We start from the raw sequence: 15,947 nt of genomic DNA, 5'->3' as shown, positions 1-15,947 counted from the left end.
TGGCCCTGCGGGCGCATTGGAGGACAGGCCTACTTGGCGGCCAGGCCCAGGCGGTCGATCAGGACCTTGTCCTTGGCATAGGCCTCGCGCACCCACTGCGCATAGTCGGCGCCGGAGCGGTACCAGGCGTCCTGGTTCAGCTGCTTGAGCACCTCGATGTGGCGCGGGTCATCCATGGCTTTCTTGAAGGCGTCGTGCAGCTTGCGCACCACGGCCGGGTCCATGCCCTTGGGGCCGGCCAGTCCGTAGGGCGAGGTGGAGACCACGCCATAGCCCAGCTCCTTGGCCGTGGGCACGTCGGGCCAGCGCTGGGTGCGCTTTTCGCCGAAGGTCATGAGCAGGCGCATCTGGCCGCCATCCACATAGGTGTCCCAGCCCGAGGCATCGCTTTGCGCGGCCACGTGGCCGCCCAGCAGGGCCTGCTGCAGGTCGGCGTTGCCCTTGAAGGGCACGTGGTTGAGCGTGACCTTGGCGTTCTCGGCCAGCTCCTCCATCAGCAGGTGGGGCGAGGAGCCTATGCCGGTGGAGCCGTACTCGATCTTGCCGGGGCTCTTGCGCGCGGCGGCAATGTATTCGTTGAAGCTCTTGTAGGGCGAGTCCGAGCGCACCGTGAAGCCGAAGGTGTAGCCCGAGACGCCGATGATGTAGGTGAAGTCCGTGACCGGGTTCCAGGCCGTCTTCTGCATGTGCGCCATGCGCAGCATGGACATGGGGAACTGGGTGATGGTGTAACCATCGGGCTTGGCCGTGCGCGACATGTTGCCCGGGCCCAGCGTGCCGCCCGCGCCGGGCTTGTTCTCCACGATGATGGTCTGGCCCAGCTGCTTGCCCGCGATGTCGGCCAGGGTGCGCATGTGGCGGTCGGTGGAGCCGCCTGCGGGGAAGGGCACGATCAGCGTGATCGGGCGCGTGGGAAAGTCGCTGGCCTGGGCCCATGCCGGTGCGCTGGCGCCCGTGGTGGCCACAAAGACAACAGCCGCAAGCGCAAGGCTGCGGCGGCCAATGGAAATCTGCATATCTGTCTCCTGCATCTCTGAACCAGGTGGGGCCGGGGCACATGCCTTGTGTGCCGCTCTGGCCAGGGCCCGGATGCTTCACCCGGGCCCGTTGGCACCGCCTCCCGGTGCGGTGCCTTGCGTTCTTACAGCGACTGCACCAGCTCGGGCACGGCCTGGAACAGGTCGGCCTCCAGGCCGTAGTCGGCCACCGAGAAGATCGGTGCCTCGGGGTCCTTGTTGATCGCCACGATCACCTTGGAGTCCTTCATGCCGGCCAAGTGCTGGATGGCGCCGGAAATACCGGCCGCAATGTACAGCTGGGGCGCGACGATCTTGCCGGTCTGGCCGACCTGCAGGTCATTGGGCGCATAGCCTGCGTCCACCGCTGCGCGGCTGGCACCGATGGCGGCGCCCAGCTTGTCGGCCAGGGGGGTCATGACTTCGTTGAACTTCTCGCTGCTGCCCAGCGCGCGGCCGCCGGAGACGATGATCTTGGCGGCCGTCAGTTCCGGGCGGTCGTTCTTGGTGACCTCGCGGCCCACGAAGCTGCTCTTGCCGTTGTCGCCAGCGGCGGCCAGCTGCTCCACCTGGGCGCTGCCGCCCGTGGTGGCCGCTGCGTCAAAGCCCGTGCCGCGCACAGTGATGACCTTGATCTTGTCGCTGCTTTGCACCGTGGCAATGGCGTTGCCGGCGTAGATGGGGCGCTCGAAGGTATCGGCGCTGTCCACCTTGGTGATGTCGCTGATCTGGGCCACGTCCAGCTTGGCGGCCACGCGCGGCGCAGCGTTCTTGCCGCTGGCGGTGGCGGGGAACAGGATGTGGCTGTAGTTCGAAGCGATTGCCAGCACTTGCGCCGCAATGTTCTCTGCCAGGCCGTCCTTCAGGCTGGCGCCGTCGGCGTGGATGACCTTGGACACGCCAGCGATCTGGGCTGCGGCCTGCGCAGCGGCGCCGGCATTCTCGCCCGCCACCAGCACATGCACGTCGCCGCCGCAGGCCAGGGCCGCAGTGACGGTGTTGAGCGTGGCGCTCTTGATGGAAGCGTTGTCGTGTTCTGCAATAACGAGGGATGTCATGTCGCTGTCTTCCTTAGATCACTTTGGCTTCGTTCTTGAGCTTGGACACCAGCGTGGCAACGTCCGGCACCTTGACACCAGCACCGCGCTTGGCGGGCTCGGCCACCTTGAGCGTCTTCAGGCGCGGGGCCACATCCACGCCCAGCTCTTCAGGCTTGACGGTGTCCAGCTGCTTTTTCTTGGCCTTCATGATGTTGGGCAGCGTGACGTAGCGCGGCTCGTTCAGGCGCAGGTCGGTGGTGATGACGGCCGGCAGGCTCAGGGCCAGGGTTTCCAGGCCGCCGTCCACTTCGCGGGTCACGTTCACCTTGTCGCCAGCGACTTCGACCTTGGAGGCGAAGGTGGCTTGCGGCAGGTCGGCCAGGGCCGCCAGCATCTGGCCGGTCTGGTTGGCGTCGTCGTCGATGGCCTGCTTGCCCAGGATGATCAGGCCGGGCTGCTCCTTGTCCACCAGGGCCTTGAGCAGCTTGGCGACGGCCAGGGGCTGCAGCTCCTCGGTGGTCTCCACCAGGATGCCGCGGTCGGCACCGATGGCCATGGCCGTGCGCAGGGTTTCCTGGCACTGGGCCACGCCGCAGGAGACGGCGATGACTTCGGTGGCCACGCCCTTTTCCTTGAGGCGAACGGCTTCTTCGACGGCGATTTCGTCAAAGGGGTTCATGCTCATCTTGACGTTGGCGATGTCCACGCCCGTGCCGTCCGACTTCACGCGGACCTTCACGTTGTAGTCCACGACACGTTTGACGGGTACAAGGATTTTCATGAGAAAGCTCTTTCCTGGTTTTTGAAGTACGACCTACGCAAGAAGGAACAAGGCAAGCGGCTTGCCATGGGGCGCAGCACGTTGTCGCATCCTGTTTGCGTAAGCCCTGTGAAGATGGGCGGTCAGCGGGCCAGGCCGGCCAACCGCTCGTTGATCAGTGCATGGGCCTGGTCCATGATGCCGGAGATCAGCTGCTGGACCGTGGGCACGTCGTTGATCAGGCCGGCCACCATGCCACAGGACCAGACGCCTGCGTCCATGTCGCCGTCATGCATGATGCGCGGATAGACGCCGGCCACTTCGGGCGCGATGTCGGCGAAGGTGATGGCCGCGCCCAGCTCGCGCTCCTTTTGCAGCAGGCGCTCGGTGGCCGGGTTGGTCAGCACGCGCTCGGTGTTGCGCAGCGGGCGCATGACCAGGCGCGTGTCCAGCTCGCTGGCCGCGACGATGGCCTGCTTGACGTTGTCGTGCACGGGCGCTTCCTGCGTGGCGATGAAGCGCGTGCCCATGTTGATGCCCTCGGCGCCCAGCGCCAGCGCAGCCACCAGCGAGCGGCCGTCGGCCATGCCGCCCGAGGCGACAAAGGGAATCTTCAGTTCTTCGGCCGCGCGCGGCAGCAGGATGAAATTGGGGATGTCGTCCTCGCCCGGATGGCCGCCGCATTCGAAGCCGTCCACGCTGATGGCGTCGCAGCCGATGGCCTCGGCCTTGAGCGCATGGCGCACCGAGGTGCACTTGTGGATGACCTTGATGCCGGCTTCCTTGAGCGCGGGCAGCCATTTCTGCGGGTTGTTGCCCGCCGTCTCCACGACCTTGACGCCGCCTTCGATGATGGCCTTGACGTAGCCCGGGTAGTCGGGCGGGTTGACCGAGGGCAGGAAGGTCAGGTTGACGCCGAAGGGCTTGTCCGTCATCTCGCGGCAGCGCGCGATCTCGCGCGCCAGCAGCTCGGGCGTGCGCTGGGTCAGGCCCGTGATCAGCCCCAGGCCGCCCGCGTTGGAGACGGCGGCGGCCAGCTCGGCCAGGCCCACATGGTGCATGCCGCCCTGGATGATGGGGTGCTCGATGCCAAAGAGTTCGGTGATGCGTGTCTTCATGTCGATGTCACTCCACTGCAATGCCCTTGTCGCGGATCAGCTGGCCCCAGCGCGTGTAGTCCTGCTGGATGCGCTGGCCCAGCTGGGCGGGGTTCTGGTAGGCGGCGATGGCGCCTGCGTTGAGCAGCTTTTCCTGGATGTCCTTGTCGGCCAGGATCTGCTGCACTTCGCTGGCGATGCGGTCGACCACGGCCTTGGGCGTGCCCTTGGGCGCCAGCAGGCCGCCCCAGGAGACAGCGTCGTAGCCCTTGATGCCCTGCTCGGCAATGGTCTTGGTGTCGGGCAGCATGGCCACGCGCTGGGGCGAGCCCACGGCGATGGCGCGCAGCTTGCCGGCCTGGATATGGGGCAGCGCGGCCACGAGGTCGGCATACATGATGGGCACCTGGCCGCCGATGGTGTCGGTGATGGCGGGCACGCCGCCCTTGTAGGGTACGTGCTGCATGTCGAAGCCGGCCATCTGCTTGAGCAGCTCCATGCTCAGGTGGCCGAAGCTGCCGGCGCCCGAGCTGGTGTAGTTGAGCGCGACCTTCTGGGCCTTGGCGTGGGCGATCAGGCTCTTGAGGTCGGTGACATCGGGCAGCAGCGTGGGGTTGACCACGATGACGATGGGCAGGTCATAGACCGTGGCCACGGGCGTGAAGTCCTTGACGGTGTCGTAGCCGGCCTTCTTGTACAGGTGCGGCGCCAGCAGCGTGGGCGTGGCCAGCATCATCAGCGTGTAGCCGTCGGCGGGGCTCTTGGCGACCTGCACGGCCGCGATGGAGCCGGAGGCGCCAGGGCGGTTTTCCACCACCACGGTCTGCTTGAGGCGCTCGCCCAGCTTCTGGCCCACGATGCGCGATGCCGTGTCGGTGGGGCCGCCCGCCGGGAAGGGCACGACCAGCCGCAGCATCTTGCTGGGCCAGCCGGTCTCGGCCAGGGCGCCGCCGGCCATGCCGGCCAGCAGCGGGGCTGCGGCCAGGGCCAGAACGCTGCGCCGCGTGGGGCGTGCCGGGGATGCGGGATTGCGCGGGTACATGAAGTCTCCTCTCAAAGCTGTCTCAGCAGTCGTCGGTGGCGGCCCGCTGCCGCGGGCCGGAAAAATCAATCAAGCTTCGCGCCGGCTTCTTCCACCAGCGCCTTCCAGATCGGCATGTCGCGCTGGTAGTTCTCGCGGAAGGCCTGCGGGCTGTTCATCAGCGGCATGAAGCCTGCGCCCACGGTGCGCTCCAGCACCTTGGGGTCCTTGGCGATTTCGCGCAGGTGGCCGTAGAGCTGGTCCACGATCTCCTTGGGCACGCCGGCCGGTGCGCCCATGGCCACCCAGCCGTAGATGGCGTAGGCGTCGTCGGTCACGCCCTGCTCATGGATGGTGGGCAGCTTGGGCAGGATTTCCATGCGCTCCTTGCCCGTGACGCCGATGGCCTTGAGCTTGCCCGAGTCGATGAAGGGCTTGGTGTTGAGGGCGCTGGAAAAGCACATCTGCAGCTGGCCGCCGATCAGCTCCTGGATCATGGGCGCCTCGCCCTTGTAGGCGGCGTGGGTCATGTCGGCGTCCATGGTCTTGCTCATGTAGGCACCGGCCAGGTGGGCATACGAGCCCACGCCCCAGGAGCCGTACGAGAGCTTGCCCTTGTTGGCCTTCACGTAGGCCAGCAGCTCCTTCATGTTGTTGGCCGGCACCGAGGGATGGACCACCAGGGTGACGGGCGCCGCCGCGATCTGGGTGACCAGGGCGATGTCCTTTTGCGGGTTGTAGGGCAACTTGGTGTAGAGGAACTGGTTGATCAGCATGGAGGTGCTGAGCGAGACCAGCAGGGTGTGGCCGTCGGCGGGCGCCTTGACCACGGCGTCCGTGCCCAGGATGCCGGCCGCGCCCGCGCGGTTGTCGATGACCACGGGCTGGCCCACGCGCTTGGCCAGGGCCTCGCCGATGGTGCGCGCAATGATGTCGGTGGCGCCGCCCGCGTTGAAGGGCACGACCACGCGGATGGGCTTGGTGGGCCACGCTGCCGGCTTGCCGGCCTGTGCGAGGGCGCTGGTGCCGCCCGTGGCCAGCAGGCTGGTGCCGCCGATGGCGGCCAGCCCTTGAAGAATGTCGCGGCGTGTGACTTGGTTGCTCATGGTTTTGTCTCCTGGGTATTGCTGTCTATGGGTGCCGTCTTGGTGCGGCATGCAAACCTGGCGGGTCGGGAGCCGGGCATCAATGGCCCCCGTGGAATCAGTCGCGTGATCGGTCCTCTTATCCCTGTTGCGCGGGGGTCTCGGGCAGGGTCAGCACGCCCTTGGACTGCAGCTGCTGCAGCTGCTCGTCGCTCATGCTCAGCAGCCGGTGCAGCACCTCGCGCGTGCCCTCGCCCAGCGTGGGCGGTGCATGGCGGATGGGCAGGCGCTGGCCGTCCAGGCGGTAGGGCGGCGCGAACACGGGCGTGGTGCCGACCACGGGGTGGGGCATGTCCTGCAGCAGGCCGCCACGGCGCGTGCGCTCGCTGGTCAGGGCCTCGTGCAGGCCGGCCACGCGGCCGCAGGGGATGCCGGCGGCCGTCAGGCGCTCCAGCAGCAGATCGCGCGGGAAGGAGCGGATCAGTTCCTTGAGCATGGGGCCCAGCTCCAGGCGGTTCTTGGCGCGGTTGACGTTGGTGGAGAAACGCTCGTCCTCGACGATGTCGGGGCGCATCACCACCTGGCGGCAGAACTTGTCGAACTGGGCGTTGTTGCCCACGGCGATGATCAGCGGGCCGTCGGCCGCCTCGTACATGCCGTAGGGAACGATGGAGGGGTGGGCATTGCCGTAGCGCTCGGGGTCGTGGCCGAGCTGCATGGCGTCCAGGCCGTAGTAGCCGGTGATCATGATGCCGCTGTCGTACAGCGCCATCTCGATGAGGCGGCCCTTGCCCGTGCGCTCGCGGCGGAACAGCGCGGCCAGGATGGCCTGGGCCGCGTACATGCCGGTCATGAGATCGACCACGGCCACGCCGAACTTGAGCGGCGGCGTGCCGGCCTCGCCGTTGAGCGCCATGAGGCCGGCCTCGCCCTGGATGACCAGGTCGTAGCCGGGGCGCTTGGCCTCGGGGCCGCTGCTGTCATAGCCGGCCACGGCGCAGTAGATGATGCCGGGCTTGATGGCCTTGAGCTGTTCGTAGCCCAGGCCCAGCTTCTCGGCGCCGCCGGTCTTGAAGTTGTGGATGACCACGTCGAACTGGGGCAGCAGGTCGTGGACGATCTTCACGCCCTCGGGGGTCTGCAGGTCCAGCGTGATGGACCGCTTGTTGCGGTTCATGCTGTTGTAGTAGGTGGTCTCGGTCTTGCCGATGCGCAGGCCCCAGTCGCGCGTGTCGTCGCCGCGGCCCGGGTGCTCGACCTTGACCACTTCGGCGCCGAAGTCGGCCAGCACCATGCCGCACAGCGGCCCCGCGAACACGCGCGAGAGGTCGAGCACGCGCACACCCTCCAGCGGGAAGTCGATGTCGCCCGATTTTTCCTTGCTTGCCATCTTGTCTCCTTGAGATTCCTCTATTCAACAACGTCCATACGGCTCATAACCCTTGCAACTGGCGTGGCCCAAACCCGGGGCGCCTAGCAAGGGCCGCCCCGCAGCGAGGGCGCCGTCCCCCTCCCGCGTAGCGAGAGAGGGGGAAGCGGCGCAGCCGCTCAGGGGGTGCTTCATTTCAGCCGCGCAGCTTGGTGAAGTCGGCAGCGCGCTTTTCGAGGAAGGCGCCAATGCCTTCGCGCGATTCCTCGCTCTCCTGCGAGCGCACCATGTACTGCGCCTCCAGCTCCAGCTGCTCTTCCAGCGTGTTGCGCGGCGCCTGGCGGCACAGGTCCTTGATCAGGGCCATGGCCTGGTCGGGGCCGGTGGCCACCTGGGCGGCCAGCGCCACGGCGTCGGCCTGGGCCTGGCCCGGTTCGGACAGGCGGTTGACGGGGCCCAGGGCATGCAGGCGCTCGCCGCTGATGCGCTCGCCGGTCAGGCACAGCTCGGTCAGCACCTGGCGCGAGACGAACTCGGCCAGGAAGGCGGTGGCGCCGCCATCGGGCGTGAGGCCGACCTTGACGTAGGCGACCGAGAACACGGCGTTCTTCGCCGCCACCAGCATGTCGCAGGCCAGGGCCAGCGACAGGCCCGCGCCGGCCGCCGCGCCTTCGACCGCGGCGATCACGGGCTTGGGAAAGTCGCGCACGCTGCGGATCAGGTCATGCAGGCCTTCGAGCTTGGCACGTCGCTCCTGCACCGGCAGCTCGCGGCGCTTGGCCAGCTGGCGCAGGTCGCCGCCCGCGCAGAAGTGGCCGCCCTCGCCCGTGAGCACCACGGCGCCCACGGTGGGGTCGGTCGCCGCGCTCTTGAGCGCCGCCGAGACGGCCGCGTAGAACTCGGGCGACAGCGCATTGCGCGCGGCCACGTTGTTGTTGGACAGCACCAGCACGGCGCCTTCGCGGCGGGTCAGCAGGACTTGGTTCGCTTCGGTCATGGCGGCTTTCCTTGGCTCAGTGCTGGGCGCCCAGGGCGATGTAGCGGGAGAGGTGGTGGTCCTCGTCGCCGAACTGGTGGTCGATCATGACCAGGCGCTTGGCGTAGTGGGCCAGGGGCAGCTCCCAGGTCATGCCGATGCCGCCATGCATCTGGATGCTTTCCTCGGCCACCAGGGTGCCGATGCGGCCGATGCTGTACTTGGCGGCCGACAGGGCCTTCTCGCGCGCCACGCGGTCTTCGTCCGCAATGGCGGCGGCCGCGTTGATCACGGCCGAGCGCGCCTGCTCCACTTCCAGCAGCAGGTCGGCCATGCGGTGCTGCAGGGCCTGGAAGCTGCCGATGGGCACGCCGAACTGCTTGCGCGTGCGCAGGTACTCCAGCGTCTGGTCCTTGGCCACGTCCATGGCGCCCACGGCCTCGGCGGTCAGCGCCAGCACGGCGTAGCCGCTGATACGTTCCAGCAGGGACAGGCCCTGGCCTTCTTCGCCCAGCAGGGCGTCTGCGCCGACCTGCACCTTGTCCAGCACCAGCTCGGCCGCGCGGCCGCCCTCGATGCGGTTGTAGCCGCGCCTTTGGATGCCTGCGGCATTGCCGGGGACCAGGAACAGGCTGATGCCGGCCTCGTCGTACTGGCTGCCCGAGGTGCGGGCCGAGACCAGCAGCAGGTCGGCCTTCTCGCCGAAGGCGACCACGCCCTTGGCGCCGTTCAGCACCCAGCCGTCGCCGCTGCGCACGGCCGTGGTGGCGACGTTGTTGAGTTCGTAGTGGCTGCCGGGCTCGTCATGGGCCAGGGCCGCGATGGACGTGCCGCCGATGATGGCTGCCAGCTGTTCCTTTTGCGCATCGCTGCCGGCCGCGATCAGGGCCTGGCCCACGACCAGGGCGCCCAGCAGCGGCTCGGCCACCAGGCCGCGGCCCAGGCATTCGAAGACCACGCTGATGTCGAAGCCCTGGCCGCCGAAGCCGCCAGCGTCCTCGGGGAACAGCGCGCCGATGGCGCCGATGTCCGCGAACTGCCCGTACAGCAGCGGGCTGTGGCCTTCCTCGCCATAGGCGACGTGGTTGCGCGCCTCGATGGCGTACTGCTCGGAGACGAAGCGGTTGAGGCTGTCCGCCAGCATGCGGCGGTCTTCGGTGTGTTCGAAGTTCATGTTCCGTTTTCCTTGCTGCCGATCACAGGCCCAAGATCATCTTGGAGATGATGTTCTTCTGGATTTCGTTGGAGCCGCCGAAGATCGACAGCTTGCGGTAGTTGAAGTACGCGGCGGCGGCCGTGGCGGCAGCCGCGTCGCCGATGGCAGGCTGGTCGTAGCCGGCCTGCAGGGCCTCTTCGATGAAGGGCGCGGCGTAGGGTCCCATGGCGCGGCGCACCAGGGACAGGATTTCCTGGCGGATCTCGGTGCCGCGGATCTTGAGCATGGAGCTTTCGGCGCCCGGCACGCCGCCGCCGGCCACGGCGGCGATCACGCGCAGGTTGGTGGTCTTCATGTTCTCCAGGTCGATCTCGACCTTGGCAAGGCGGGCCGCGAACAGCGGGTCCTGCGTCAGCGGCTTGCCGTTGCGCAGCATGCGGCCGGCGACGGCCTTGAGCTTTTCCAGGCCGGCCACCGAGAAGCCCACGCCCGCGATGTTGGTGCGCTCGTAGGTCAGCAGGTACTTGGCGTAGGTCCAGCCCTTGTTCTCCTCGCCGACCAGGTTTTCCACGGGCACCTTGACGTCGGTGAAGAAGACTTCGTTGACCTCGTGCTCGCCGTCCAGCGTGATGATGGGGCGCACTTCCACGCCGGGCGAGTTCATGTCCACCAGCAGGAAGCTGATGCCCTGCTGCGCCTTGGCTTCGCGATTGGTGCGCACCAGGCAGAAGATCATGTTGGCGTGCTGGCCCAGCGTGGTCCAGGTCTTCTGGCCGTTGACGATGTAGTGATCGCCATCGCGCACGGCCGACGTCTTGACCGAGGCCAGGTCCGAGCCCGAACCCGGCTCCGAATAGCCCTGGCACCACCAGTCGGCGCCATTGAGGATGCGCGGCAGCCAGTGGGCCTTCTGCGCCTCGTTGCCGTACTTGATCAGGACGGGGCCCAGCATGCTCAGCCCGAAGGGCACGATGCGCGGCGTGCCCGCCAGCGCGCATTCATGCTCGAAGATGAACTTCTGCACCGCGCTCCAGCCCGGGCCGCCGTGCTGCTCGGGCCAGTGGTTGGCCAGCCAGCCGCGCTCGTTGAGGATGGCGTGCCAGCGCTCCATGTCCTGCTTGCTCAGTTGCAGGCCGTTCTTGACCTTGTGCGACAGGTCCTCGGGCAGCTTGTCCTTGAGGAAGCCGCGAACCTCGTCGCGGAAGGCCAGTTCTTCAGTCGTAAATTGCAAATCCATTGCTATTCCCCAGTAATCCGTGGCGTTGTAAGCCGTTTGCAGCCCTGAAATTGGCATGCCCTAAGCGAGGGACGCCGAGCAAGGGCCGCCCCGCAGCAAGGGCGTCGTTCCCCTCCCGCGAAGCGAGAGAGGGGGAAGCGGCGCCAGCCGCTCAGGGGGTGCTTATTCAATAAATTTCGAACAGGCCTGCGGCGCCCATGCCACCTGCGATGCACATGGTGACCACGCCCCACTTGGCCTTGCGGCGCTGGCCTTCCAGCAGGATGTGGCCCGCCAGGCGCGCACCCGTCATGCCGAAGGGGTGGCCGATGGAGATGGCGCCGCCGTTGACGTTCAGGCGCTCGTTGGGAATGCCCAGCTTGCGCTGGCAGTACAGGGCCTGGGAGGCGAAGGCCTCGTTGAGTTCCCACAGGTCGATGTCCTCGACCTTGAGGCCGTGGCGCGCCAGCAGCTTGGGGACCGCGAAGACGGGGCCGATGCCCATTTCGTCAGGCTCGCAGCCGGCCACGGCAAAGCCGCGGAAGGCGCCCAGCGGGGACAGGCCCAGGCGCTCGGCCTGCTGGGCCTCCATCAGCACGCAGGCCGACGATCCATCGGACAGCTGCGAGGCATTGCCAGCCGTGATGAACTGGTCCGGGCCCTTGACGGGTTCCAGCTTGGCCAGGCCTTCCAACGTGGTGGAGGCGCGGTTGCAGTTGTCCTTGGTGGCGACCACGTCGCGGTAGGTGATCTCGCCCGTGTCCTTGTTCTTCTCGGCCATGCGCGTGGCGCAGGCAATGATTTCGTCCTTGAACAGGTCGGCGGCCTGGGCGGCGGCCGTGCGCTGCTGGCTTTGCAGCGAGAAGGCGTCCTGGTCCTCGCGGCTGATGCCGTAGCGGCGCGCCACGATGTCGGCCGTGTCGATCATGGCCATGTACAGCGCGGGCTTGTGCTCGACCAGCCAAGGGTCCATGTCGGTGGGCAGGTTGTTGCCGGGGCGGATGCCCGAGATGGTCTCGATGCCGCCGGCCAGCATGGCGTCCACGCCCTCGGCCACGATGCGGCCCGCCGCGATGGCGATGGACTGCAGGCCCGAGGCGCAAAAGCGCGTGATGGTCGTGCCCGCGATGGACAGGGGCAGCTCGGCGCGCAGCACGGTCTGGCGGCCCAGGTTGCGGCCCTGGAAGCCGTCGGGGTTGCCGCAGCCCAGGATCAGGTCCTCGATCATGGCCGGGTCGATGCCCGAGCGCTCGACCGCGGCCTTGACCGAGAAGGCCGCCAGCTGGGCGGCGGGCGTGACGTTGAACTCGCCGCGGTGCGACTTGGTCAGGGGCGTGCGGGCAGTGGAAACGATGACGGCTTCGCGCATGGTCGGTCCTTGCTTGTCTCTGGAAAATTGTTGTGGTTGTGCACGGCCCTGCCCGCTCTGCGTTGGACGGAGCGGGTCAAGGGCATGGCGGTGAAACGCGGGGGCGGCTTACGCTGCCTTGTTCAGGCTTTCGAAATCGCGGCCTTCGGCCACGAGCTTTTCGAGCAGGGGAGCAGGCTTCCAGAACAGCGCGTCTTCCTTGGCGAATTCGCGGATGTCGGCCAGCACCTTGTCCAGACCTTGCATGTCGGCCCACTTCATGGGGCCGCCACGAAAGCGCGGGAAGCCGTAGCCGGACAGGAAGGTCACGTCCACGTCCAGCGGGCGCAGGGCAATGCCCTCCTCCACCACCTTGGCGCCTTCGTTGACCATGGCGGCCATGTAGCGGCGCATGATTTCCTCAGGGGTGAACTTGCGCGGCGTCACGCCCTTCTTGGCGCGCTCGGCATCGACGATGGCCAGCACTTCGGGGTCGGGCTGGCCGACGCGCGCGCCCTGCGGGTAGAGGTAGAAGCCACGGCCCGTCTTCTGGCCGAACCAGCCGCGCTCGCAGACGCGGTCGGCCACTTCGACGTAGCGGGCCTTGGGATCGCGCGTGGCAGCGCGCCGCTTGCGCGTGGCCCAGCCGATGTCGCCGCCGGCCAGGTCGGTGACCTGGAACGGGCCCATCGGGTAGCCGAAGCCGCGCACGGCCTCGTCGATCTCGTAGGGGCTGGCGCCGTCTTCCATGATGTAGTCGGCAGCCTGCTTGTAGACGGCCAGGATGCGGTTGCCGATGAAGCCGTCGCAGACGCCGGCACGCACGGGCACCTTCTTCATGCGCTTGGCCAGCTCGAAGGCCGTGGTCACCACGTCGGGCGCCACCTTGGCGGGCACCACGATCTCCAGCAGCTTCATGATGTTGGCGGGGCTGAAGAAGTGCAGGCCGATCACGTCCTGCGGGCGCGAGGTGGCGGCGGCAATGGCGTCGATGTCCAGGTAGGAGGTGTTGGTGGCCAGCACGGCGCCGGGCTTGCAGACGCGGTCCAGTTCCTTGAACACGGCCTTCTTGACTTCGAGGTCCTCGAACACGGCCTCGATCACCAGGTCCACATCCTTGATGTCGTCATAGGAGGTGCTGGGCGTGTAGCGCGCCATGACGGCGGCCTTGGCCTCCTCGGTCATGCGGCCCTTGGCGATCAGGCCGTTGTAGACCTTCTCCACATTGGCCTGGCCGCGCGCGATGGAGTCGGCGTCGCGCTCGATCATGGTCACCGCGAGGCCCGCGTCCAGCGCGGACACCGTGATGCCGGCGCCCATGGTGCCGCCGCCGATGACGGCGATCTTGGCAAAGTGGCGCGGCGCAGCGGCCTTGGCTTCGGGAATCTTGGCGGTTTCGCGCTCGGCGAAGAAGGCGTGGATCAGGCCGGCGCGCTGCGGGCTGTTCAGGCATTCCACGAACAGGGCGCGCTCCTTGGCGATGCCTTCGTCGAAGGGCAGCTCCACGGCGGCGCGCACGCATTCCACGATCTTCAGCGGCGAGAACAGGCCGCGGCTCTTCTTGGCGGTCTCGGCGGCCAGCGCGTCGAGTTCGGCCAGGGCGGCGGCCTTGTCGGCAATCTCGATGTCACGCGTGCGGCGCGGCGCGGTATTGGTTGCCAGCAGCTCGTTGGCGTAGGCCAGGCCTGCGGCCGTGGCGTCGGTGCCGTCCACCAGCTTGTCCACCAGGCCGGCAGCGAGCGCAGCCTTGGCCGACAGGTGCTTGCCGCTGAGCATGAGGTCGGCGGCCGCCTTCACGCCCATCAGGCGCGGTGCGCGCTGCGTGCCGCCGGCGCCGGGCAGCAGGCCCAGGTTGACTTCGGGCAGGCCGAGCTTGGCAGCCGGCAAAGCCAAGCGGTAGTGGGCCGACATGGCCACTTCCAGGCCGCCGCCCAGGGCCGGGCCATGGATGGCGGCGACCACGATCTTGTCGGAGGCTTCAAGGCGATTGAGCACCTCGGGCAGCGAGGGCGGCATGGCGGGCTTGCCGAATTCGCGGATGTCTGCTCCGGCGATGAAGGCCTTGCCCTCACCCACGATGAGCACGGCCTTCACGGCGGCATCCGATTCGGCCTGCTCCACGGCAGCCAGCAGGCCGGCGCGCACGGCCTGGCCCAGGGCATTCACGGGGGGTTGTTGATGCTGACCACCAGCACGGCACCATCAAGGCGGGTCTGGACCACGGAAGCCTGGGCTTGTTCGCTCATCTGTATGTCTCCGAACTTGGGTTTTCCACTCAAAACATCCATTCTTGCTACGACAATGGTTCTTTACAATCCCATGAATCATTGACAGACTGTAAAAAAATCTTTGACATTGAGTCGCTTGCGCGCCTTCCCCCTCTATTCGCTGCGCGAGGAGGGGGACGACACCATCGCTGCAGGGCGGCACGGCCGGCGTAGGCCCTTGCTCGGTGTCCCTGGTTTTGGAGCCCCGCCCATTTCATAGGCTGTGGGCGAAGCAAAGTATCTGGACATATCCATGGATCTGAACTCGCTGACCCTGCTGGTGGAAATCATCGATAGCGGCAATCTGAGCCAGGCGGCGCGCAAGCTGAAGATGACGCGGGCCAATGTGAGCTATCACCTGACGCAGCTGGAAAAATCGGTGGGGGTGCAGCTGGTGCGGCGCACCACGCGGCGCGTGGAGCCTACCGAGGTGGGGATGCGGATGTACGAGCATGGCCGCGCGATCCAGAACGAGATGATGTCGGCGCGCGAGACGATCACGTCCCTGGGCCAGGGGATGGCGGGGCGCGTGGGGCTGAGCGTGCCCAGCGGCTATGGGCAGATCGTGATGAGCGACTGGCTGATCGAGTTCAAGCGGCTGTATCCGGGCATCGTGCTGGATGTGCTGTTCGAGAACCGGGCCGACCATTTGCGCGACGAGGTGGACATCGCCATCCGCGTGATCCAGGAGCCGCCGCTGTCGGTGATTGCGCGCAGCCTGGGCAATGTGCACTACGTGGCCTGCGCCTCACGCGAGTATGCGCAGCAGCACGGCCTGCCCGCCACGCTGTACGAGCTGCGCAACAGCCCGCTGATCACGGCCGGCGTGATGGGCCGCCAGCTGCGCCTGTCGGCCTACCAGGGAACGGACCGCCAGGAGGTGCTGCTGGCACCGACCATGATCTCCGAGCACTTCCCATTCCTGCGCCAGGGCATTCTGGCGGGCCTGGGCGTGGGCCTGGTGCCCGACTACGTCGTGCAGGACAAGGTGGCCAGCGGCGAGGTGGTGCTGACCCTGCAGGAGTACCGCCTGAGCATCTTCGGCACCCACATGTACTTGCTGTACCTGCCCGACCGTCATCAGACGCGGGCCGTGCGCACCTGCATCGACTTCCTGCTGGCCAAGGCCGGCCAGGGCGGCAGCGGCAGCGGCGACGCTGCCGCCACCTGAATCAGCGGCGGTACCAGCCGCCCGGACGCTGGTACCAGCCACGCGGGCCATGGTCCCAGCCGTGCGGACGCCAGGCATAGCCGGGATGCGGCGGCGCGGCCCAGTAGCCGGGGCGCCAGGCATAGCGGCCGCCACCCCAGCCCCAGGAGCCGCCGATCCAGACATGGACCGGCGAGGGAGCGACCGGAATGACCTCGGTCTGCAGCGGCGGCGGCGCCATGGGCGCGTAGACCACCTCGCCCGAAGGACCTACGGGATAGGCAGGCGCCACCACGCAGCCGGTCAATGCCAGGGTGGCGGCAGCCAGGACCAGGGCCGGAACCAGGCGACGGCCCGGCGTTTGAATCGATACAGACTTCACGATGCACTCCTGGCCGCACTTTGGGCGGCCATGCAGATACAACGAAAAAGCCCCTGCCGGTTGT

Annotated in this window: 13 protein-coding genes and 1 pseudogene; 1 reads left to right on the top strand and 13 read right to left on the bottom strand. The window is 67.4% G+C overall.

Features of this window, described 5'->3' with window-relative positions; all coding sequences use genetic code 11:
- Positions 1 to 29: 29 nt before the first annotated feature.
- The 12 genes and pseudogenes from CLV01_RS07245 to CLV01_RS07190 form a co-directional block, all read right to left on the bottom strand.
- Positions 30 to 1,016 (bottom strand): tripartite tricarboxylate transporter substrate binding protein, encoded by a 987-nt coding sequence (locus CLV01_RS07245; RefSeq protein ID WP_012203334.1) that lies wholly within the window; start codon positions 1,014 to 1,016, stop codon positions 30 to 32.
- A 125-nt stretch (positions 1,017 to 1,141) separates the two neighbouring features.
- Positions 1,142 to 2,074: an electron transfer flavoprotein subunit alpha/FixB family protein gene (locus tag CLV01_RS07240; RefSeq protein WP_034390428.1), complete on the bottom strand. Its 933-nt coding sequence runs from the start codon at positions 2,072 to 2,074 to the stop codon at positions 1,142 to 1,144.
- A gap of 13 nt (positions 2,075 to 2,087) precedes the next feature.
- A complete protein-coding gene (locus CLV01_RS07235) occupies positions 2,088 to 2,837 on the bottom strand; it encodes an electron transfer flavoprotein subunit beta/FixA family protein (RefSeq protein ID WP_012203332.1) in 750 nt (249 codons plus the stop codon).
- Positions 2,838 to 2,959: 122 nt separating this feature from the next.
- A complete protein-coding gene (locus tag CLV01_RS07230; protein WP_012203331.1) occupies positions 2,960 to 3,934 on the bottom strand; it encodes an NAD(P)H-dependent flavin oxidoreductase in 975 nt (324 codons plus the stop codon).
- Between the two features lie 7 nt (positions 3,935 to 3,941).
- Positions 3,942 to 4,955, bottom strand: a complete 1,014-nt coding sequence (locus CLV01_RS07225) for a Bug family tripartite tricarboxylate transporter substrate binding protein (protein WP_097203643.1) — start codon at positions 4,953 to 4,955, stop codon at positions 3,942 to 3,944.
- A 65-nt stretch (positions 4,956 to 5,020) separates the two neighbouring features.
- Positions 5,021 to 6,040, bottom strand: coding sequence for a Bug family tripartite tricarboxylate transporter substrate binding protein (locus tag CLV01_RS07220; RefSeq protein ID WP_099734648.1), 1,020 nt, complete (start codon positions 6,038 to 6,040; stop codon positions 5,021 to 5,023).
- Between the two features lie 118 nt (positions 6,041 to 6,158).
- Complete coding sequence (locus CLV01_RS07215; RefSeq protein WP_099734649.1) at positions 6,159 to 7,409, bottom strand: CaiB/BaiF CoA transferase family protein; 1,251 nt, start codon at positions 7,407 to 7,409, stop codon at positions 6,159 to 6,161.
- A gap of 175 nt (positions 7,410 to 7,584) precedes the next feature.
- Positions 7,585 to 8,385 carry an oxepin-CoA hydrolase, alternative type gene (locus CLV01_RS07210; RefSeq protein ID WP_013804147.1) on the bottom strand — a complete coding sequence of 267 codons (801 nt, stop codon included), beginning with the start codon at positions 8,383 to 8,385 and terminating at the stop codon, positions 7,585 to 7,587.
- A 16-nt stretch (positions 8,386 to 8,401) separates the two neighbouring features.
- Positions 8,402 to 9,538 carry an acyl-CoA dehydrogenase family protein gene (locus CLV01_RS07205; RefSeq protein ID WP_099734650.1) on the bottom strand — a complete coding sequence of 379 codons (1,137 nt, stop codon included), beginning with the start codon at positions 9,536 to 9,538 and terminating at the stop codon, positions 8,402 to 8,404.
- A 22-nt stretch (positions 9,539 to 9,560) separates the two neighbouring features.
- Positions 9,561 to 10,757, bottom strand: a complete 1,197-nt coding sequence (locus CLV01_RS07200) for an acyl-CoA dehydrogenase family protein (RefSeq protein ID WP_071954387.1) — start codon at positions 10,755 to 10,757, stop codon at positions 9,561 to 9,563.
- A gap of 166 nt (positions 10,758 to 10,923) precedes the next feature.
- On the bottom strand, positions 10,924 to 12,105 hold the full coding sequence (locus CLV01_RS07195) for an acetyl-CoA C-acyltransferase (RefSeq protein ID WP_099734651.1): 1,182 nt from the start codon (positions 12,103 to 12,105) through the stop codon (positions 10,924 to 10,926).
- Positions 12,106 to 12,213: 108 nt separating this feature from the next.
- Positions 12,214 to 14,330, bottom strand: a pseudogene (locus CLV01_RS07190) (3-hydroxyacyl-CoA dehydrogenase NAD-binding domain-containing protein).
- 274 nt (positions 14,331 to 14,604) lie between these two features.
- Between CLV01_RS07190 and CLV01_RS07180 the strand changes: the two are divergent.
- Positions 14,605 to 15,522 (top strand): LysR family transcriptional regulator, encoded by a 918-nt coding sequence (locus CLV01_RS07180; RefSeq protein ID WP_065347868.1) that lies wholly within the window; start codon positions 14,605 to 14,607, stop codon positions 15,520 to 15,522.
- 1 nt (position 15,523) lies between these two features.
- On the opposite strand, the gene CLV01_RS07175 is transcribed toward CLV01_RS07180, so the two are convergent.
- The gene (locus tag CLV01_RS07175) at positions 15,524 to 15,883 is read right to left on the bottom strand and encodes a YXWGXW repeat-containing protein (RefSeq protein ID WP_099735206.1); all 360 of its coding nucleotides are present in this window, start codon (positions 15,881 to 15,883) and stop codon (positions 15,524 to 15,526) included.
- Positions 15,884 to 15,947: the final 64 nt, after the last annotated feature.

Source organism: Delftia sp. 60 (assembly GCF_002754395.1).
Classification (GTDB): Bacteria; Pseudomonadota; Gammaproteobacteria; order Burkholderiales; family Burkholderiaceae_C; genus Comamonas; species Comamonas acidovorans.
The sequence above is the reverse complement of the archived record's forward strand: the minus strand, read 5'-3'. Positions and strand labels throughout refer to the sequence as shown.